Annotated in this window: 26 protein-coding genes; 24 read left to right on the top strand and 2 right to left on the bottom strand. The window is 67.2% G+C overall.

Going from position 1 to position 19,433, the window contains the following annotated elements:
- Nucleotides 1-73 precede the first annotated feature (73 nt).
- The 3 genes from FVO59_RS02440 to FVO59_RS02430 all read left to right on the top strand — a co-directional run bounded on the left by FVO59_RS02440 (nt 74) and on the right by FVO59_RS02430 (nt 4,730).
- Nucleotides 74-1,690, top strand: coding sequence for an ABC transporter permease subunit (locus FVO59_RS02440; protein WP_182254282.1), 1,617 nt, complete (start codon nt 74-76; stop codon nt 1,688-1,690).
- Nucleotide 1,691: 1 nt separating this feature from the next.
- Nucleotides 1,692-2,630 carry a sugar ABC transporter permease gene (locus tag FVO59_RS02435; protein ID WP_182254280.1) on the top strand — a complete coding sequence of 313 codons (939 nt, stop codon included), beginning with the start codon at nt 1,692-1,694 and terminating at the stop codon, nt 2,628-2,630.
- A gap of 213 nt (nt 2,631-2,843) precedes the next feature.
- Nucleotides 2,844-4,730 (top strand): glycoside hydrolase family 13 protein, encoded by a 1,887-nt coding sequence (locus FVO59_RS02430; RefSeq protein ID WP_259363385.1) that lies wholly within the window; start codon nt 2,844-2,846, stop codon nt 4,728-4,730.
- Here the strand turns inward: FVO59_RS02430 and FVO59_RS02425 are convergent.
- Together FVO59_RS02425 and FVO59_RS02420 are read right to left on the bottom strand one after the other, a co-directional pair.
- Entirely contained in the window at nt 4,666-5,274 is a 609-nt protein-coding gene (locus FVO59_RS02425; RefSeq protein ID WP_182254278.1) for an HAAS signaling domain-containing protein, read from the bottom strand. The genes FVO59_RS02430 and FVO59_RS02425 overlap by 65 nt on opposite strands.
- Entirely contained in the window at nt 5,271-5,606 is a 336-nt protein-coding gene (locus FVO59_RS02420; RefSeq protein ID WP_182254276.1) for a PadR family transcriptional regulator, read from the bottom strand. Before FVO59_RS02420 ends, FVO59_RS02425 begins: the two co-directional genes overlap by 4 nt.
- An 89-nt stretch (nt 5,607-5,695) precedes the next feature.
- On the opposite strand from FVO59_RS02420, the gene FVO59_RS02415 reads away from it, so the two are divergent.
- From FVO59_RS02415 to rplN, 21 genes are all read left to right on the top strand, one after another.
- The gene (locus FVO59_RS02415; protein ID WP_182254274.1) at nt 5,696-5,854 is read left to right on the top strand and encodes a hypothetical protein; all 159 of its coding nucleotides are present in this window, start codon (nt 5,696-5,698) and stop codon (nt 5,852-5,854) included.
- A 108-nt stretch (nt 5,855-5,962) separates the two neighbouring features.
- The gene (locus FVO59_RS02410) at nt 5,963-7,063 is read left to right on the top strand and encodes an ABC transporter (protein WP_182254272.1); all 1,101 of its coding nucleotides are present in this window, start codon (nt 5,963-5,965) and stop codon (nt 7,061-7,063) included.
- 15 nt (nt 7,064-7,078) lie between these two features.
- Entirely contained in the window at nt 7,079-7,570 is a 492-nt protein-coding gene (locus FVO59_RS02405) for a DUF6121 family protein (RefSeq protein ID WP_182254270.1), read from the top strand.
- 61 nt (nt 7,571-7,631) lie between these two features.
- On the top strand, nt 7,632-8,279 hold the full coding sequence (locus tag FVO59_RS02400; protein ID WP_182254268.1) for a spermidine/putrescine ABC transporter substrate-binding protein: 648 nt from the start codon (nt 7,632-7,634) through the stop codon (nt 8,277-8,279).
- A gap of 215 nt (nt 8,280-8,494) precedes the next feature.
- On the top strand, nt 8,495-8,863 hold the full coding sequence (gene rpsL / locus FVO59_RS02395) for a 30S ribosomal protein S12 (RefSeq protein WP_018171438.1): 369 nt from the start codon (nt 8,495-8,497) through the stop codon (nt 8,861-8,863).
- Nucleotides 8,864-8,868: 5 nt separating this feature from the next.
- Nucleotides 8,869-9,339 carry a 30S ribosomal protein S7 gene (gene rpsG, locus FVO59_RS02390; protein ID WP_017201608.1) on the top strand — a complete coding sequence of 157 codons (471 nt, stop codon included), beginning with the start codon at nt 8,869-8,871 and terminating at the stop codon, nt 9,337-9,339.
- A 77-nt stretch (nt 9,340-9,416) separates the two neighbouring features.
- Entirely contained in the window at nt 9,417-11,531 is a 2,115-nt protein-coding gene (gene fusA, locus FVO59_RS02385; RefSeq protein WP_182254265.1) for an elongation factor G, read from the top strand.
- A gap of 152 nt (nt 11,532-11,683) precedes the next feature.
- Entirely contained in the window at nt 11,684-12,877 is a 1,194-nt protein-coding gene (gene tuf, locus FVO59_RS02380; protein ID WP_182254263.1) for an elongation factor Tu, read from the top strand.
- A gap of 149 nt (nt 12,878-13,026) precedes the next feature.
- On the top strand, nt 13,027-13,239 hold the full coding sequence (locus tag FVO59_RS02375) for a hypothetical protein (protein ID WP_182254261.1): 213 nt from the start codon (nt 13,027-13,029) through the stop codon (nt 13,237-13,239).
- A 458-nt stretch (nt 13,240-13,697) separates the two neighbouring features.
- Entirely contained in the window at nt 13,698-14,006 is a 309-nt protein-coding gene (gene rpsJ / locus FVO59_RS02370; protein WP_017201594.1) for a 30S ribosomal protein S10, read from the top strand.
- A gap of 8 nt (nt 14,007-14,014) precedes the next feature.
- Complete coding sequence (rplC, locus tag FVO59_RS02365) at nt 14,015-14,674, top strand: 50S ribosomal protein L3 (protein ID WP_099194596.1); 660 nt, start codon at nt 14,015-14,017, stop codon at nt 14,672-14,674.
- Nucleotides 14,675-14,678: 4 nt separating this feature from the next.
- Complete coding sequence (gene rplD / locus FVO59_RS02360) at nt 14,679-15,344, top strand: 50S ribosomal protein L4 (RefSeq protein WP_071640286.1); 666 nt, start codon at nt 14,679-14,681, stop codon at nt 15,342-15,344.
- The gene (rplW, locus tag FVO59_RS02355) at nt 15,341-15,661 is read left to right on the top strand and encodes a 50S ribosomal protein L23 (RefSeq protein ID WP_182254259.1); all 321 of its coding nucleotides are present in this window, start codon (nt 15,341-15,343) and stop codon (nt 15,659-15,661) included. Before rplD ends, rplW begins: the two co-directional genes overlap by 4 nt.
- A 20-nt stretch (nt 15,662-15,681) precedes the next feature.
- Complete coding sequence (gene rplB / locus FVO59_RS02350) at nt 15,682-16,521, top strand: 50S ribosomal protein L2 (protein WP_071640282.1); 840 nt, start codon at nt 15,682-15,684, stop codon at nt 16,519-16,521.
- A gap of 12 nt (nt 16,522-16,533) precedes the next feature.
- The gene (rpsS, locus tag FVO59_RS02345) at nt 16,534-16,815 is read left to right on the top strand and encodes a 30S ribosomal protein S19 (RefSeq protein ID WP_071640280.1); all 282 of its coding nucleotides are present in this window, start codon (nt 16,534-16,536) and stop codon (nt 16,813-16,815) included.
- 38 nt (nt 16,816-16,853) lie between these two features.
- Entirely contained in the window at nt 16,854-17,255 is a 402-nt protein-coding gene (gene rplV / locus FVO59_RS02340) for a 50S ribosomal protein L22 (protein WP_182254257.1), read from the top strand.
- Nucleotides 17,255-18,019, top strand: coding sequence for a 30S ribosomal protein S3 (gene rpsC / locus FVO59_RS02335; RefSeq protein ID WP_071640276.1), 765 nt, complete (start codon nt 17,255-17,257; stop codon nt 18,017-18,019). Before rplV ends, rpsC begins: the two co-directional genes overlap by 1 nt.
- On the top strand, nt 18,019-18,438 hold the full coding sequence (gene rplP / locus FVO59_RS02330; protein ID WP_099194600.1) for a 50S ribosomal protein L16: 420 nt from the start codon (nt 18,019-18,021) through the stop codon (nt 18,436-18,438). Before rpsC ends, rplP begins: the two co-directional genes overlap by 1 nt.
- Complete coding sequence (rpmC, locus tag FVO59_RS02325) at nt 18,438-18,752, top strand: 50S ribosomal protein L29 (RefSeq protein ID WP_182254240.1); 315 nt, start codon at nt 18,438-18,440, stop codon at nt 18,750-18,752. Before rplP ends, rpmC begins: the two co-directional genes overlap by 1 nt.
- Nucleotides 18,752-19,066, top strand: a complete 315-nt coding sequence (gene rpsQ, locus FVO59_RS02320) for a 30S ribosomal protein S17 (RefSeq protein ID WP_182254238.1) — start codon at nt 18,752-18,754, stop codon at nt 19,064-19,066. Before rpmC ends, rpsQ begins: the two co-directional genes overlap by 1 nt.
- The gene (gene rplN, locus FVO59_RS02315) at nt 19,063-19,431 is read left to right on the top strand and encodes a 50S ribosomal protein L14 (protein ID WP_099194602.1); all 369 of its coding nucleotides are present in this window, start codon (nt 19,063-19,065) and stop codon (nt 19,429-19,431) included. Before rpsQ ends, rplN begins: the two co-directional genes overlap by 4 nt.
- The last annotated feature ends 2 nt before the right edge of the window (nt 19,432-19,433 follow it).

Genomic DNA, 19,433 nt, shown 5'->3' with positions numbered 1-19,433 from the left:
GTCGACGGGGACGGCATCCCGCAGCGGACGCCGTCCCCGTCCCTGCCACCCGCGATTCTCGACGTGGAGAGCCATGACGACCACCCAGGACCCCGTGCACGAGACGGTCTCGCCGCCGACGCCGCGCGAGCGGCGCGCCGCCCGCATCGCCGAGGCGGCAGGCGGAGGCTGGGCCCTCGTGCTGATGAAGATCGTGCTGCTCGGGCTGATCCTCGCGCTGGCCGTGTTCGCCGCCATCGTGCTCGTCCGCACCGACCAGTGGGTGCCGGCGATCATCGTGATCGCGGTCGCGGTGCTGGCCGTCTGGGTCTACATGGGCCGAGGGCGACTGCCGGGCAAGTACCTGATGCCCGGTCTGATCTTCCTCTTCGTCTTCCAGGTCTTCGCGGCGCTGTACACGGGGTACGTGGCCTTCACCAACTACGGCACGGGGCACAATGCCGGAAAGGCGAGCGCCGTCAACGCGCTCATGCTCTCGGCTCAGGAGCGCGTGCCGGACTCGCCCGCCTATGACCTCACCATCGTCGATCAGCTCGGCGAGCTCTCGTTCCTCGTCACCGACCCCGACGGCGACGTGCTGATCGGCGGGCAGGACCGCCCGCTCGAGGAGGTCTCGGACGCCGAGACCGACGGCGGCAAGGCCGTCGGCCTCGCCGGCTACACGACACTGAAGTTCGGCGACATCGTCGCGAAGCAGGAGCAGATCGCCGACCTGACCGTGCCGCTGAGCGATGACCCCAACGACGGCGCGCTGCGCACTCCGGACGGCTCGACCGCCTACGTCTACACCTCCACGCTCGTCTACGACGAGGCCGCCGGCACCATGACCGACACGCGGTCCGGGGTCGTATACAGGGATGTCGGAACCGGATCGTTCACCGCCGACGACGGCACCGAGCTCACACCCGGCTGGCAGATCAATGTCGGGTTCGACAACTTCACGCGCGCCTTCACCGAGGAGTCGATACGCGGCCCGTTCCTCCAGGTGCTGGTATGGACCTTCGTCTTCGCGATCCTCTCCGTTCTCACCTGCTTCGCGCTCGGGCTGTTCCTGGCGATCGTGTTCAACGATCCCCGGATGAAGTCCAAGAAGTACTACCGCGTGCTGATGATCCTGCCCTACGCGTTCCCCGGCTTCCTCTCGGCGCTCGTGTGGGCCGGCATGATGAACCAGGAGTTCGGCTTCCTCAACGTCGCGCTGTTCGGCGGCGCCGACATCCCCTGGCTGACCAACGAATGGCTGGCGAAGTTCAGCATCATCATGGTCAACCTGTGGCTCGGCTTCCCGTACATGTTCCTCATCTGCACCGGGGCGCTGCAGTCCATCCCCGAAGACGTGCAGGAGGCGGCGCGCGTCGACGGCGCGAGCGCGTGGCAGGTGTTCCGGTCGATCAAGCTGCCTCTGCTGCTCGTCGCGGTCGCGCCGCTGCTGATCTCGTCGTTCGCGTTCAACTTCAACAACTTCAGCCTGATCTACATGCTCACCGGCGGCGGTCCTCGCGACATCACAGCAGGAGTCAACGTGGGTGCCACCGACATCCTCATCACGATGGTGTACAAGGTGGCGTTCGTCGGCTCGACATCCGACTACGGCCTGGCGAGCGCCTTCTCGATCATCATCTTCATCCTCGTCGCGACCATCTCGGTCCTCGCATTCCGACGCACCAAGGCACTGGAGGACCTGAACTGACATGAGCACCTCGCAGACCACCGCGCCGGCCACGCGCGCGACCACCGCTCAGGCCGGAGTGCGCGGCGAGGGCCAGGAGCCGCGCCGCCCCTTCCGCAAGTACTTCCGTGAGACGGGCTGGCGGCACCTCGTCGGAATCGTCGCGACCGTGTTCGCGCTGTTCCCGCTCCTGTACGTCTTCAGCGCATCGTTGAACCCGGGCGGCACGCTGCTGACCGCCAACTCGCTGTTCAGCAGCTGGGACTTCGGCAGCTACGCCGAACTGTTCCAGAACCCCTCGCAGCCGTACGGCGCGTGGTTCCTCAACACCCTCGTCATCGGTCTCACGACGTCGGTGTTCACGGTGCTGCTCGGGGCGCTGGCCGCCTACAGCTTCTCGCGCATGCGCTTCAGGGGGCGGCGCTTCACGCTCACATCGCTGCTCGTCGTGCAGATGTTCCCGCAGATGCTCGCGATGGTCGCCATCTTCCTGATCATGGTGACGATCAGCGACATCTTCCCGGCGATCGGCCTGAACACCCAGATCGGCCTGATCATGGTGTACCTCGGTGGCGCGCTGGGCGCGAACACCTATCTCATGTACGGCTTCTTCAACACCGTTCCGGCCTCGATCGACGAAGCGGCGAAGATCGACGGGGCCGGTCACGCCCGGATCTTCTTCACGATCATCCTGCGGCTGGTCGCCCCCATCCTCGCCGTCGTCGGCCTGCTCAGCTTCATCGGCACCTCGAGCGAGTTCGTCCTCGCGAGCGTCATCCTCATCGACCCCGACAAGCAGACCCTCGCGGTCGGGCTGTACCGGTTCGTCGCGGACGAGTTCTCGAAGAACTGGAGCGTGTTCGCCGCCGGCGCGGTGCTCGCCGCGATCCTGCCGGTGGCGCTGTTCCTCGCACTGCAGAAGTACATCGTCGGCGGGCTCACCGCCGGCAGCGTGAAGTAGCGACGTCCGCGGGCCAGGCGCCCGTGCGAGAATCGCTCGAGAACAGACAACTCAAGGGCTCTGTCATGGCCACGGCTGTGCAACCACGTCGCTTCAGACGGGTAGCACCGTCGTCATCCATGAAAGGCCCACCATGTCCGCTCTGCTCCCACACCACGACGGCTCGCCCCTGTACGTGTCCAACGATGCCCCGAACTGGGGGAGACCGTGCACGTGAGGCTGCGTGTTCCCGTCGGCTACGGCCCCCTGGCCGCTGTCCGCACTCGATCGAACCCCGACCACGAGCCGGCGTGGACCGACGCCGTGCGCATCGGCACCGCCGACGGGTGGGACTGGTGGGAGGCGCCCGTGACCGTGGGCAACAGGCGCCACGGCTACCGCTTCGTGCTGGTGCACGAGAGCGGGCGGGTCGAGTGGCTGAACCAGACGGGGGTCCACACGCTCGAGGTGCTGGACGCCGAGGACTTCGCTCTCGTCGCCCACCCCGCCCCTCCGGCGTGGCTGAGCGGATCGGTGATGTACCAGGTGTTCCCCGACCGGTTCGCGCGCTCGCCCCAGGCGGATGAGCACCCGACACCCGAGTGGGCCATCGCCGCCTCGTGGGATGATCCGGTCGACCCGGTCATGCCGGGGCGGTCGCAGCAGTTCTACGGCGGCGACCTTCCTGGCATCGTCGAGCATCTCGATCACCTCGTCTCGCTCGGCGTCGACCTGCTGTACCTGACCCCCGTCTTCCCGGCGGCGTCCAACCACCGCTACGACGCCGCGAGCTTCGACTCGATCGACCCGCTGCTCGGCGGCGACGAGGCGTACATCCGTCTCATCGAGGAATGCCACGCCCGCGGCATCCGGGTCATCGGCGACCTGACCAGCAACCATTCGGGCGACCGCCACGAGTGGTTCCAGCGTGCGCTCGGCAACCCGGGTGCCGCGACCGAGACCTTCTACTACTTCACCGACGAGGGCAACACGACATACGAGTCCTGGCTGGGGGTGCCGACGCTGCCGAAGTTCAATTGGGCGTCGGAGGCGCTGCGCGAGCGGTTCGTCACCGCTGAGGACTCGGTCGTCGCGAAGTGGCTGAAGCCGCCCTACTCGATCGACGGATGGCGCATCGACGTGGCGAACATGACCGGCCGACTCGGCGACGTCGACCTGAACGCAGAGGTACGCCAGCTGTTCCGCGAGACGATGCTGCGCATCAACCCGGATGCCGTCCTCCTCGGAGAATCCACCAACGACGCCGCCAGCGACCTCCAGGGCGACGGCTGGCACGGCGCCATGACCTACCCGTCGTTCACGCGGCCGCTGTGGGCATGGCTGAGCGAGCCGACCGGCGAGCCGTATCTCACGGCCGAGGGAGAGCAGCGCACGGAGCCCTGGTTCTTCGGGCAGCCGATCGGCGGCATCCCGTCGTACACGGCCGCGGAATTCGCCGCGGCGGTGACCCGGTTCACCGCCGGAGTGCCGTGGCGCGTGCGGCTTGCGAACATGCAGCCGCTCGACACCCACGACACGGGTCGTTTCGCCACGAACGCGGCGCCGGGAACGGTGCCGCTGGCCGTTGGTCTGTCGATGACGCTGCCGGGCCTGCCCGTCGTGTACGCCGGCGACGAGTTCGGGCTCACCGGCGCCGACGGCGAGGTCAGCCGCACGCCGATGCCGTGGTCGCGGCAGCACGAGTCGGCGCCGGCGTCCGCCCTGGCCGTGTACCGGTCGCTGGTCGGATTGCGACGAGCGCATCCGGTGCTCGGCACCGGCGGCATGCGGTGGCTGCATGTCGACGACGAGACGGTCGTGTTCGTGCGCGAGAGCGCCGAGGAGAGTGTGCTCGTCCTGGCCACTCGCGGGGAGCGGATGTCGCGCTCGCCCCGTCAGCCCTGTCCGGTGCGACCGAGGCCGATCTGCTCCACGGCGATGCGACGCTGGCCGTGGCATCGGACGGAGCCGTCGCGCTCGCCGCCGACGGCCCGGCCTTCGCCGCATGGTCGCTGCCAGGGGTGGTCGCGCCCTGACTCCGCTGGGCTGTGGCGGCTCACCCGGCGGAGCGTCCGCGCAGTCGCCAGAGCAGCCACAGCCCGCACACCGGGAACAGGATGAAGCTGAGCAGCACGATCGAGTGCCATCCGTTGAGGCCCGCCATGAGAGGGTTCGCGACGTCCACCTGATCGGGCGGACCGCCGAGCCAGGATGCCAATGCCGATATCACCGCGATCAGAGCGATCGTGGCGAAGGGCAGCAGCACGGCGATGAGCTTCTCGGCCGTTCGCCACAGTCCGCAGGTGAGCACCATCGCGACCCCGGCGAACCATCCGGCGAACGGCACGACGAACCCGCCCACTCCCAGCACTATCGCCGCGGCGATCGCGTACCCCCTCGAGCGTGTGAGCGGCGGACGCGGGGCGGGCGGGCCGACGGACGGTGCGGCCACGGGCGGTGCAGCGGGGCTGTGCGCCGACGCATCCATCGCCTCGCGGGCGATGTCGGCGGGATCGCCGAGCTGGGCGATCCGTCTGACAGCGGCGTCCGCGTCGAGGCCCGAGAGCTCTTCCGCGATGCCGTCGCGGATCTCGGAGGCGATCCCGTGCGGCACCTCGCTCAGCGCCGCATCGAGGCGGGCGAGGTAGTCGGCTGCGATCGTCATGATGGTCGGTCCTCTCTCACGAGCGACGAGACGGTGAGGGCGAAGGGCGCCCACTGCTCGCGGAACAGTGCGAGCTGGGCGATGCCCGTCTCGGTCAGACGGTAGTAGCGGCGCACAGGGCCCGATTCGGACGGCTGGTCGAAGGTCGACACCCATCCGTTCTCGCGCAGGCGGGCGAGCAGCGGGTACAGGGTGCCGATGCTCGCGATCAGCCCGGCGTCGGTGAGCGACTCGGCGAGCCGCCAGCCGTACATGGGCTCGCGGGAGAGCAGCCCGAGCACGCAGTACTCGACCACCCCCTTGCGCATCTGCGCCCCGACGTCCACTGTCATGCGTGACAAGCTAGCATGCGACACAAGACAGCGGAAGACACGATGGCCGGATACCGGGCTCCGGTCGCTCCGAGGCGTACCGTGTGCACATGGCGGCACGGGTGGGAGGGCGCAACCTGGCGATCAGCTGGATCGTCGGACTGCTGTGCGCCGCCGTCGTCGGAGCCCTCCTCTGGATCTCCCTCCCGGCAGGACCAGGGCTGCTCTTCATGGTCGGCCACCTCCTCGACGGCACGGTTCCCCGGTGACGCTGCCCGCGTCCTGACGCCGATATCCCGGACACATCGGCACGCCTGCGCGGCGCGGATCGCGCGCGGCGCTAGCCTCGGTGTGCATCTATCAGGAGAGGCGATCACATGAGCGACCCCGAGGTTCCCAAGAACGAGAAGCACCACGACGTGGACGACGTCGTCGGCCGTGCCAACGAGGGTCTCGACGCTGCTGCCGCTGCCCGCGGCGACGTTTCGGGTCCGGATGCCGAGGCGAACCCCTCCGACCCCGACATGGAGGCGTTCGAGGCTGCTGAGCGCGACTATCCCGGCACCTTCGGCGCCTCCGAGCCCGTCGAGGCGAGCGATGTCGCGTCGCCCGCCGATACGTCCCGAACCGACGCGGATCGCGAGGACGTCGGCCTCGCCGAGCCTGATGCCGCCGCGGTCGACGCCGATCGGGTGGACTCGCACCGCGACGCCGTCGCGGGGGACCATGCAGCCGGCGCCGTCGACGAGACCCGCACGGCGTCCGACACCGACGACGCCGACGCGACCAGGGTCATCGACACCGACCGCGAGCACCACCACCCCACGGTCGCGGACACCGCATACGCAGCCGCGGCCTCCAGCGCCGCGACGCAGGTGGTTCCGGCCGAGCCCATCGCACCGCATCCGGCTCCGCAGCCGATCTTCGTGCAGGCGCCTGAGCCGCCGCGAGAGCTGGGCAACCGCGGTGCTGCCGGCGCGATCGGCCTCGTGGCGTCCGTCGCCTTCGCCATCCTCTACCTCGGCGCGATCCTGGGCTTCGGAGCACTGCGCGGCGAGGTCACGGGCGAGAACGTCGGCACGGCGGCGCTCGCCCCGCTGACCACCTGGTCGTTCTGGGTTCCGGTGGCCGTGTTCTTCCTCTCGTTCTGGCTGCTCGGCGCGTTCATCAACCGCGCTCGCTGGGGCAAGTGGGTCACCCTCGGCCTGCTGGTGGCGATCGCCACGTACGGCGGCTACATCCTCGGTCAGCTGTTCCAGGCGCCGTTCTGGCGGATCAACGCGGCCGACTCGGTCGAACTGGTGAACGAGCAGCTGCTCGCACCGCTCGCCATCGCATCGTTCATCTTCGCCCGCGAGCTCACCATCTGGTTCGGCGCGTGGGTCGCGCGCAGCGGCGCCAAGAAGAAGAGGCTCAACGCCGAGGCGCAGGCGGAGTACGAGCGCACGCTGGAAGCGGGTCCCGCCGCCCTGCGATGAGCGTAGGGTGACGTCATGACCACAGGAGACCCCCACGGCCCCGCGCCGGTGGGGGTCTCCGCGCTTCTCGCCGGCGTGGTCGGCACCGTCTGCTTCGGTGCTCTCGGAATCCTCGGGCTGGGGATGCTGTCGTTCTTCGCCGATATCGCGATCATCTCCGTCGAGGGCCTGACCCTGTGGCCGGGGATCGTCGGCATGGCCGTCGCCATCGGGGCCTTCGCCCTGATGATCGCGCCGCTGCTGAGAAGGCGGCGTCCGTCGTTCGGCGCGGTCGTGCTGATTGCGGTGGGCACCGCCCTCGCCCACCTCGCCGCCGTCTGGCTCTCTGCGCTCGTCGGGGGCTCGGGCATCGCGCACGCGGCCGCGGCGGCATCGCAGATCGTCGTGCGCGGATCCAGCGTCGTCGTCGTGGTCGCCGCCCTGATCGCCGGGTGGATCGCGGTCGGACTCCGCCACGCACGTTCCGGCACCCCGCGGTGGCCATGGGAGCGCGACGACTCCGAGTGACGGACGCGCCGCCGTCGGGATGAAGCGCCGCTCGGCGACCCGACCGCTCTACTCTGTATTCGTGGAGAGGTCGCTGGAATCCCAGGTGAGCCAGGCCGTAGAGGCCTGGCTGCGCTGGGTGCCGCGCTGGGCTCCGGCCACCCACCGGGGCCGCGTCGCTCCGTGCCGGCGCTGCCTCGGCTCGCCGGTCCTCTCGGCGGCCGGCATCGGCGGCAACGTGCCGCACGGCGTGCAGCACGGGCTCTCGACCCGCATCAAGGCGATCGTCGACCAGGCGGTCGCGGAGTACACCGCGCGGAACCTGCCGATGCTGCAGGCTGAGCTCGACCACCAGGCCGCCAGGAACCGGTCGCGCGCGTACCGGCCGGGGGAGGGGCTCGATCCCGAGTACGAGGGGATGCCGCTCGACCCCGATCCGGTGCCGGGAGCGCCCTTCCTGTTCACCGTCGCGGGAATGGCAGACGAGGCCGCGGCCGAGCTGCCGCCCCTGCCGCCGCTGTCCGACGACGCGAAGACGGCGCTGCGACAGGAGGTCGCGCTCGCCGACGAGTACGCGAACATGATCGGGCGCGAGATATGCGGTCTGCTGCTGCGCCACAGGCTCGCCGTGCAGTCCGCGATCTCGCAGTACGTCGAGCCGCAGATCGAGGCGATGCTCGCGGAGCTGAGCGAGGCTCTGGACTCCCCGTTCGACCCGGACACCCCGTAGCACAGCATCCGTCCTGCTCATTTGACCGCCACGGCCCGCCGCCCTTACACTTGATCGGGTGTGTGCACGACTGTGCGCGCACGCAGGGCGCCGGCACCGTCGGTTCGCCCCCACGGCATACCCATCACACCAAAAGCTCGACTCCTCTGTCGAGCCGGTGGGTCATGATGTGAAACCCATCACGCTGTCACCGTGCAGCACTATGAGGAGAGAACGTGCCAACTATTCAGCAGTTGGTTCGCAAGGGACGCTCGCCCAAGGTCTCGAAGACCAAGGCGCCCGCCCTTAAGGCGAACCCGCAGCAGGCCGGCGTGTGCACCCGTGTGTACACCACCACCCCGAAGAAGCCGAACTCGGCGATGCGCAAGGTCGCTCGTGTGAAGCTCCGCAACGGCACCGAGGTGACCGCCTACATCCCCGGCGAGGGCCACAACCTGCAGGAGCACTCGCTCGTGCTCGTCCGCGGTGGTCGTGTGAAGGACCTCCCCGGTGTCCGCTACAAGATCGTCCGTGGTGCGCTCGACACCCAGGCAGTGAAGAACCGTAAGCAGGCTCGTTCCCGCTACGGCGCGAAGAAGGGCTGAGTCAGATGCCTCGTAAGGGACCCGCACCCAAGCGCCCCGTCGTCAACGACCCGGTCTACGGCGCCCCGATCGTCACCTCGCTGGTGAACAAGATCCTCGTCGACGGCAAGAAGTCGCTCGCCGAGTCCATCGTCTACGGCGCCCTCCGCGGTGTCGAGGCGAAGAACGGCCAGGACGCCGTCGCCACCCTCAAGAAGGCGCTCGACAACGTGCGCCCGACCCTCGAGGTCCGCAGCCGCCGCGTCGGCGGCTCGACCTACCAGGTTCCCGTCGAGGTCAAGCCGCACCGCGCGAACACCCTCGCGCTGCGCTGGCTGGTCAGCTACGCGAAGGGCCGTCGTGAGAAGACGATGACCGAGCGTCTGCAGAACGAGATCCTCGACGCATCGAACGGTCTGGGTGCCGCGGTCAAGCGCCGCGAGGACACCCACAAGATGGCCGAGTCGAACCGCGCCTTCGCCCACTACCGCTGGTAAAGGGCTGAGCGGATGCCGAGCGATCGGCATCCGCTCCCACTCTCTGTTCGTTCCTGAACCATCCCGGAGGAACCCCCGTGGCACAAGAAGTGCTCACCGACCTGAGCAAGGTCCGCAACATCGGCATCATGGCCCACATCGATGCCGGCAAGACCACCACCACCGAGCGCATCCTGTTCTACACGGGTGTCAACCACAAGCTCGGCGAGACCCACGACGGCGCGTCGACGACGGACTGGATGGAGCAGGAGAAGGAGCGCGGCATCACGATCACGTCGGCCGCCGTGACCTGCTTCTGGAACAAGAACCAGATCAACATCATCGACACCCCCGGTCACGTCGACTTCACGGTCGAGGTCGAGCGCTCGCTGCGCGTCCTCGACGGCGCGGTCGCCGTCTTCGACGGCAAGGAGGGCGTCGAGCCCCAGTCCGAGACCGTGTGGCGTCAGGCCGACAAGTACAACGTGCCCCGCATCTGCTTCGTCAACAAGATGGACAAGCTGGGCGCCGACTTCTACTACACCGTCGACACCATCGTGAACCGCCTCGGTGCCAAGCCGCTCGTGCTGCAGCTGCCGATCGGCGCCGAGAACGACTTCGTCGGCGTCATCGACCTCATCGAGATGCGCGCGCTGGTCTGGCCGGGCGACGCCAAGGGTGACGTGACCATGGGCGCGTCGTACGAGGTGCAGGACATCCCCGCCGACCTTCAGGAGAAGGCCGAGGAGTACCGTCAGCAGCTGCTCGAGACCGTCGCCGAGACCGACGACGCCCTGCTCGAGAAGTTCTTCGGCGGCGAGGAGCTCACCGTCGCCGAGATCAAGGGCGCCATCCGCAAGATGGTCGTCGCCAGCGAGATCTACCCCGTGCTCTGCGGCTCGGCGTTCAAGAACCGCGGCGTGCAGCCCATGCTCGACGCCGTCATCGACTTCCTTCCGTCCCCGCTGGACGTGCCCGCCATCGAGGCGCACGACCCGAAGGACGAGGAGAAGATCATCGAGCGTCACCCCGACGCGAAGGACCCCTTCGCGGCGCTGGCGTTCAAGGTCGCCGTGCACCCCTTCTTCGGTCGTCTGACCTACGTCCGCGTCTACTCGGGCGAGCTCGAGTCCGGCGCCCAGGTCATCAACTCGACCAAGGGCAAGAAGGAGCGCATCGGAAAGATCTTCCAGATGCACGCCAACAAGGAGAACCCGGTCGAGAAGCTGACGGCCGGCAACATCTACGCCGTCATCGGCCTGAAGGACACCACCACCGGTGACACCCTCGCCGACCCGGCCGCTCCCGTCGTGCTCGAGTCGATGACCTTCCCGGAGCCGGTGATCGAGGTCGCCATCGAGCCGAAGACGAAGGCCGACCAGGAGAAGCTGGGTCTCGCGATCCAGAAGCTCGCCGAAGAGGACCCGACCTTCCGCACCGAGCTCAACCCCGAGACCGGTCAGACGACCATCAAGGGCATGGGCGAGCTGCACCTCGACATCCTCGTGGACCGCATGAAGCGCGAGTTCCGCGTCGAGGCCAACGTCGGAAAGCCGCAGGTCGCGTACCGCGAGACGATCCGCAAGGCCGTCGAGAAGCACGACTACACGCACAAGAAGCAGACCGGTGGTTCGGGTCAGTTCGCGAAGATCCAGTTCAACATCGAGCCGCTCGAGGTCGAGGGCGACAAGACGTACGAGTTCGTCAACGCCGTCACCGGTGGACGCATCCCGCGCGAGTACATCCCCTCGGTGGACGCAGGCTTCCAGGACGCGATGAACGTCGGCGTGCTCGCCGGCTACCCGATGGTGGGCGTCAAGGCCACCCTCGTGGACGGCGCGTCGCACGATGTCGACTCCTCGGAGATGGCGTTCAAGATCGCGGGCTCCATGGGCTTCAAGGAGGCCGCTCGTCGCGCCAACCCCGTGCTGCTCGAGCCGCTGATGGCCGTCGAGGTCCGTACTCCCGAGGAGTACATGGGCGACGTCATCGGCGACCTGAACTCGCGTCGCGGACAGATCCAGTCGATGGAGGACGCGCAGGGCGTCAAGGTGGTGCGCGCTTCGGTGCCGCTGTCCGAGATGTTCGGCTACATCGGCGACCTGCGCTCGAAGACCTCGGGCCGTGCTGTGTACTCGATGGAGTTCGACAGCTACTCTGAGGTTCCGCGTGCCGTGGCCGACGAGATCGTCCAGAAGGCCAAGGGCGAGTAAGCCCTTCCTGGGGATGCCGTGCCGTGCACGGCATCCCCGCACCCCACAACTTCACATTCACTCTCTACTAAACTGAGAAACCGAAATCCGTAGGGAGCCGGTCACAATCCAGTGCCCGGCGATCTCTACACGAACGTCCTGAGGAGGACCCAGTGGCCAAGGCCAAGTTCGAGCGGACCAAGCCGCACGTCAACATCGGAACGATCGGTCACGTCGACCACGGCAAGACCACCCTGTCTGCCGCGATCTCGAAGGTGCTCGCCGACAAGTACCCGTCGGACACCAACGTCCAGCGTGACTTCGCCTCGATCGACTCGGCTCCCGAGGAGCGTCAGCGCGGTATCACCATCAACATCTCGCACATCGAGTACGAGACCCCGAAGCGCCACTACGCGCACGTCGACGCCCCCGGCCACGCCGACTACGTCAAGAACATGATCACCGGTGCCGCTCAGATGGATGGCGCGATCCTCGTGGTCGCCGCCACCGACGGCCCGATGGCTCAGACCCGTGAGCACGTCCTGCTCGCCAAGCAGGTCGGCGTGCCGTACCTGATGGTCGCCCTCAACAAGAGCGACATGGTCGACGACGAGGAGATCCTGGAGCTCGTCGAGCTCGAGGTCCGCGAGCTGCTCTCGGCGCAGGGCTTCCCCGGCGACGACGCTCCCGTCATCAAGGTCTCGGCGCTGAAGGCGCTCGAGGGCGACGAGAAGTGGGTCGAGTCGATCGTCGAGCTCATGCAGGCTGCCGACGACAGCATCCCCGACCCCGAGCGTGACCGCGACAAGCCGTTCCTCATGCCGATCGAGGACGTCTTCACGATCACCGGTCGTGGAACGGTCGTCACCGGCCGCGCCGAGCGTGGAACCCTCGCCATCAACTCCGAGGTCGAGATCGTCGGCATCCGCCCGACCCAGAAGACCACGGTCACCGGTATCGAGATGTTCCACAAGCAGCTCGACGAGGCATGGGCCGGCGAGAACTGCGGTCTGCTGCTCCGCGGCACCAAGCGCGAGGACGTCGAGCGCGGCCAGGTCGTCGTGAAGCCGGGCTCGATCACCCCGCACACGGAGTTCGAGGGCACCGCGTACATCCTGTCGAAGGACGAGGGTGGCCGCCACAACCCCTTCTACACGAACTACCGCCCGCAGTTCTACTTCCGCACCACCGACGTGACCGGCGTCATCACGCTGCCCGAGGGCACCGAGATGGTCATGCCCGGTGACACCACCGACATGAAGGTGGACCTCATCCAGCCCATCGCCATGGAAGAGGGCCTCGGCTTCGCGATCCGTGAGGGTGGCCGCACCGTCGGCGCCGGCACGGTGACCAAGGTCATCGCGTAAGCACCTGCTTCTCGAGAGAGGGGTCGGACCTTCGGGTCCGGCCCCTCTCTCCGTGTATCGGGGCGACTCTCGACACGGGTCGCCCTGATCGCGTAGAAAGGAGTGGGCGCGGGGACGCCGCGCCCACACCACCACAGGGGAGGAGACCCATGGGCATCGACGATCTCGTCAACCAGGGCAAGGACGTGTTCGAGCAGAACAAGGAGAAGATCGCCGAGGCGGTCAAGAGCGAGCAGGCCGAGGACGTCAGCGACAAGGTCCTCGACGGCATCGCCGACTTCGCCAAGAAGATCGCGCCGGGCGCCGCCGATCAGATCGACGACATCCGCAACAACGTCGACGGAGCCGTCGGCAACGAGTGATCGTCCGCGGGACGCATCCCGCATCAGCAGAAGGGTGCTGCGCCTTCGGGCGCAGCACCCTTCCGCGTTCCTGGAGGGGGAGCAGCCCGGTCCGGATGCCGGTACGGATGCCGGTCCGGATGCCTGGAATCATGCGCGACACGCCCGGGTTTGCAGTGCCAGGATCGGCGTGGCAGAATAGTCAGGTTCCACATTTCTGCGCTCATCATGATGCGCGGAATCACTGTCACGAATGTGCATAGACGGCGGGCCCTCCCGAAGGGCGCTGCAGGGTTCTAGGCCGCGGGCAGCAGAACAAGCCCCACTCGAAGACGCGAGCATACGATGCTGGCGTCTTCATGGTGAAAAGAGAACAGCGGTGCGCAAGTGCCGAAGGCGCGAACAGCGCCATCGTGCGTCCAATGCCCCAGGGTCACCCGGCTCCGGATGGTACGACGCCTATAGAGAGAGAGCAGACAATGGCGGGACAGAAGATCCGCATTCGCCTGAAGTCGTATGACCACGAGGTCATCGACACGTCGGCACGAAAGATCGTCGACACCGTGACCCGTGCGGGCGCGACCGTCGTCGGCCCCGTGCCGCTTCCGACCGAGAAGAACGTCGTGTGCGTCATCCGGTCGCCCCACAAGTACAAGGACAGCCGCGAGCACTTCGAGATGCGCACCCACAAGCGTCTGATCGACATCGTCGACCCGACGCCCAAGGCAGTCGACTCGCTGATGCGTCTCGACCTGCCCGCCGATGTCAACATCGAGATCAAGCTCTGAGGTCCGCCATGGTTGACATCAACGCAAAGATTTCCAAGGGCATGCTCGGCACGAAGCTCGGCATGACCCAGGTCTGGAACGAGAACGGGAAGCTCATCCCCGTGACCGTCATCGAGCTGGCTCCGAACGTGGTCACCCAGGTTCGCACCCCCGAGAAGGACGGCTACAACGCCGTTCAGATCGCCTACGGCCAGATCGACCCCCGCAAGGTGAACAAGCCGCTGACCGCTCACTTCGAGGCTGCCGGCGTCACGCCGCGTCGCCACGTCACCGAGATCCGCACCGCGGACGCCGCTGACTACTCGCTCGGCCAGGAGCTCACGCTCGACGGCGTGTTCGAGGCAGGCCAGCTGGTCGACGTCGTCGGCACCAGCAAGGGCAAGGGCACCGCCGGTGTCATGAAGCGCCACAACTTCGCCGGCGTCTCGGCCTCCCACGGTGCGCACCGCAACCACCGCAAGCCCGGCTCCATCGGCGCATCGTCGACCCCGAGCCGCGTGTTCAAGGGCATGCGCATGGCCGGCCGCATGGGTGGCGAGCGCGTGACCGTCCTCAACCTCACGGTGCACGCCATCGACGCCGAGAAGGGACTCATGCTCGTCAAGGGCGCCGTCCCCGGTGCTCGTGGTCGTATCGTGTACGTCCGCAACGCAGTGAAGGGTGCCTGATCTCATGGCTGACTCCACTCTGGCAATCGACGTCCTCTCGGTCGACGGCAAGAAGGCCGGCTCTGTCGAGCTGCCCGCCTCGATCTTCGACGTCGAGACCAACGTCCCGCTGATCCACCAGGTCGTCGTCGCGCAGCTCGCAGCCGCGCGTCAGGGCACCCACGCCACGAAGACTCGCGGCGACGTGTCCGGCTCCGGCAGCAAGCCCTTCAAGCAGAAGGGCACGGGCAACGCCCGTCAGGGCTCGATCCGCATGCCGCAGCACCGCGGCGGTGGCACGGTCCACGGCCCGCAGCCGCGCGACTACTCGCAGCGCACCCCCAAGAAGATGATCGCCGCCGCCCTCCGTGGCGCGCTGAGCGACCGTCTGCGCGGCGAGCGTCTGCACGCAGTCGAGGCCTTCGTCGCCGACAGCACCCCCTCGACCAAGGCTGCGGCCGGCCTCCTGGCCTCCGTCGCTCCGTCGAAGAACGTGCTGGTCGTCATCGAGCGCTCCGACGAGCTGACCACCAAGAGCGTCCGCAACCTCGCGAACGTTCACCTGATCAGCTTCGACCAGCTGAACGCCTACGACGTCGTCGTCTCCGACGACATCGTCTTCACCAAGGCTGCACTCGAGGGCTTCATCGCCTCGAAGACGGGTGCGACCGCAGAGGAGGTCTCGGCATGACCGAGCAGAACGTTCTCGCCACGGCCCTGAACAAGGACCCGCGCGACATCATCCTCGGACCGGTCGTGTCCGAGAAGAGCTACGGCCTGATCGATGAGGGCAAGTACACCTTCCTCGTCGACCCGCGCGCCTCGAAGACCGAGATCAAGCTCGCCATCGAGAAGATCTTCGGCGTCAAGGTGGCTTCGGTCAACACGATCAACCGCGTCGGCAAGGCCCGCCGCACCCGCTTCGGCACGGGCAAGCGCAAGGACACCAAGCGCGCGATCGTGGCTCTGAAGTCGGGTTCCATCGACATCTTCACGGCAGTCGGCTGACCGGGGGATAAGGACACATAATGGCTATTCGCAAGTACAAGCCCACGACCCCGGGCCGCCGCGGTTCGTCGGTGGCAGACTTCGCTGAGATCACCCGATCGACGCCTGAGAAGTCGCTGCTGCGCCCGCTCTCGAAGACCGGTGGTCGCAACAACCAGGGCCGCATCACGACCCGTCACATCGGTGGTGGCCACAAGCGCCAGTACCGCGTCATCGACTTCCGTCGCAATGACAAGGACGGCATCAACGCCAAGGTCGCTCACATCGAGTACGACCCCAACCGCACCGCGCGCATCGCGCTGCTGCACTACTTCGACGGCGAGAAGCGCTACATCCTCGCCCCGAACAAACTGAAGCAGGGCGACGTGGTCGAGTCGGGTGCCGGCGCTGACATCAAGCCCGGCAACAACCTGCCGCTGAAGAACATCCCCACCGGTACCGTGATCCACGCGATCGAGCTGCGTCCCGGCGGCGGAGCGAAGATGGCCCGTTCGGCCGGCGCCTCGGTGCGCCTGGTCGCCAAGGACGGCCCCTACGCACAGCTGCGTCTGCCCTCGGGCGAGATCCGCAACGTCGATGCGCGCTGCCGCGCGACCATCGGCGAGGTCGGCAACGCCGAGCAGTCGAACATCAACTGGGGCAAGGCAGGCCGCAAGCGCTGGAAGGGCGTCCGCCCGACCGTCCGCGGTGTCGCCATGAACCCGGTCGACCACCCGCACGGTGGTGGTGAGGGCAAGACCTCCGGTGGTCGTCACCCCGTTTCCCCGTGGGGTCAGGCTGAGGGTCGTACCCGTCACGCCAACAAGGAAAGTGACAAGTACATCGTCCGCCGCCGCAACGCTGGCAAGAAGCGCAAGTAGGAGTAGAGGAAGATGCCACGCAGTCTCAAGAAGGGCCCCTTCGTCGACGAGCACCTGCTTCGCAAGGTGGTCGGACAGAACGAGTCCGGTACGAAGAACGTCATCAAGACCTGGTCGCGTCGCTCGATGATCATCCCCGCAATGCTGGGACACACCATCGCCGTGCACGACGGTCGCAAGCACATCCCCGTGTTCGTGACCGAGACCATGGTCGGCCACAAGCTGGGCGAGTTCGCGCCCACCCGCACCTTCCGCGGCCACGAGAAGGACGACAAGAAGGGCCGTCGCCGCTGACGCGGTGACGCTCTGGACAGAAACAGAGGAGGAGAACAATGGTGGAATCCATCGCACGCGTCAAGCACATCCGCGTGACCCCTCAGAAGGCTCGTCGTGTCGTCGCGCTCATCAAGGGCAAGCAGGCGCAGGAAGCACTGGCCATTCTGAAGTTCGCACCGCAGGGTGCCAGCGAGCCGATCTACAAGCTCGTGCACTCTGCCATCGCCAACGCGTCGGTCAAGGCCGACCGTGACGGCGAGTTCCTGGACGAGCAGGACCTGTACGTGAAGAACGCGTACGTCGACGAGGGCACGACGCTCAAGCGTTTCCGCCCCCGTGCTCAGGGTCGTGCATCGCAGATCAAGAAGCGCACGAGCCACATCACGGTCGTGCTGGCCACCCCGGAGGTCGCTGAGGCGGCCGCACCGGCGGCCAAGACGAAGAAGGCGAGCAAGTAATGGGCCAGAAGGTCAACCCGTACGGCTTCCGCCTCGGCATCACCACGGACCACGTGTCGCGTTGGTTCTCGGACTCGACGAAGCCGGGCCAGCGTTACGCCGACTACGTCGCCGAGGACATCAAGATCCGTCGTCTGCTGCAGACGCAGCTCGACCGCGCCGGCGTCTCGAACATCGAGATCGAGCGCACCCGCGACCGCGTGCGTGTGGACATCCACACCGCACGTCCCGGCATCGTCATCGGCCGCCGCGGCGCCGAGGCCGAGCGCATCCGCGGCGACCTCGAGAAGCTCACCGGCAAGCAGATTCAGCTGAACATCCTCGAGGTCAAGAACCCCGAGGCCGATGCTCAGCTCGTCGCCCAGGGCATCGCCGAGCAGCTCTCCGCTCGCGTGGCGTTCCGTCGTGCGATGCGCAAGGGCCTGCAGGGCGCTCAGCGCGCCGGCGCCAAGGGCATCCGCATCCAGGTCTCCGGCCGCCTCGGCGGCGCGGAGATGAGCCGCTCGGAGTTCTACCGCGAGGGTCGTGTGCCGCTGCACACGCTGCGCGCGAACATCGACTACGGCTTCTACGAGGCCAAGACCACCTTCGGCCGCATCGGCGTGAAGGTCTGGATCTACAAGGGCGACCTCACCAACAAGGAGCTTGCTCGCGAGCAGGCCAACCAGAAGCCTTCGCGCGAGCGTGGCGACCGTCGTGGCCCCCGTGGCGACCGCGGTGACCGTCGCAACGAGGCTCCCGTCGCAGAAGGAGCGTCTGCCTGATGCTTATCCCTCGCAAGGTCAAGTACCGCAAGCAGCACCACCCGAAGCGTTCGGGCCAGGCCACCGGCGGCACCAAGGTGTCGTTCGGCGAGTTCGGCATCCAGGCGCTGACCCCCGCCTACGTGACCAACCGTCAGATCGAGTCGGCTCGTATCGCGATGACCCGTCACATCAAGCGCGGTGGAAAGGTGTGGATCAACATCTACCCCGACCGTCCGCTCACCAAGAAGCCCGCTGAGACCCGCATGGGTTCGGGTAAGGGCTCGCCCGAGTGGTGGGTCGCCAACGTCAAGCCGGGCCGTGTCCTCTTCGAGGTCGCGGGCGTGAACGAGCAGCTCGCACGCGAGGCGCTCACCCGGGCCATTCACAAGCTGCCGCTCAAGGCACGCATCATCAAGCGCGAGGAGGGCGACGCGTAATGGCGATCGGCACCAAGGAGCTCGCATCGACCGAGCTCGACACGTTCGAAGACCAGCGCCTCGTCGAGGAGCTGCGCAAGGCCAAGGAGGAGCTGTTCAACCTCCGTTTCCAGTCGGCCACCGGTCAGCTGGAGAGCCACGGCCGCATCCGCGCCGTCAAGCGCGACATCGCGCGCCTTTACACCGTGATCCGCGAGCGCGAGCTGGGCATCCGTGCGACGCCCGCTCCGGTCGAGGCTCCGGCCAAGAAGGCGTCCAAGGCGAAGGCGAAGAAGGCCGATGAGGCTGAGGCGCCGAAGGAGGAGGCCGAGTAATGGCTGAGAAGAAGGCTGCTGCCGCCGTCGAGCACGGCGAGCACGACGTCCGCGACGCAGGCGCCCGCGGTTACCGCAAGGCCCGCCGCGGCTACGTCGTCAGCGACAAGATGGACAAGACCATCGTCGTCGAGGTCGAGGACCGCGTGAAGCACCCGCTTTACGGCAAGGTCATCCGCGTGACCTCGAAGGTCAAGGCGCACGACGAGAACAACACCGCCGGCATCGGCGACCTCGTTCTCATCAACGAGACCCGCCCGCTGAGCGCCACCAAGCGCTGGCGTCTGGTGGAGATCCTGGAGAAGGCAAAGTGATCCAGACCGAGTCCCGCGTCAAGGTCGCCGACAACACCGGCGCCAAGGAGCTGCTCACGATCCGCGTCCTCGGTGGCTCGAGCCGCCGTTACGCCGGCCTGGGCGACACCATCGTCGCGACCGTCAAGGACGCGATCCCCGGTGGCAACGTCAAGAAGGGCGACGTGGTCAAGGCCGTCATCGTCCGCACCGTCAAGTCGACCCGTCGTGCAGACGGCTCGTACATCAAGTTCGACGAGAACGCCGCCGTCATCCTGAAGAACGACGGGGAGCCCCGCGGCACCCGCATCTTCGGACCGGTCGGCCGTGAGCTTCGCGACAAGAAGTTCATGAAGATCGTCTCGCTCGCCCCGGAGGTCATCTGATC

This window comes from Microbacterium esteraromaticum (assembly GCF_014084045.1).
GTDB lineage: Bacteria > Actinomycetota > Actinomycetes > Actinomycetales > Microbacteriaceae > Microbacterium > Microbacterium esteraromaticum_D.
Note: the sequence above shows the minus strand (reverse complement) of the source record. Positions and strands in the feature narration are given on the sequence as shown.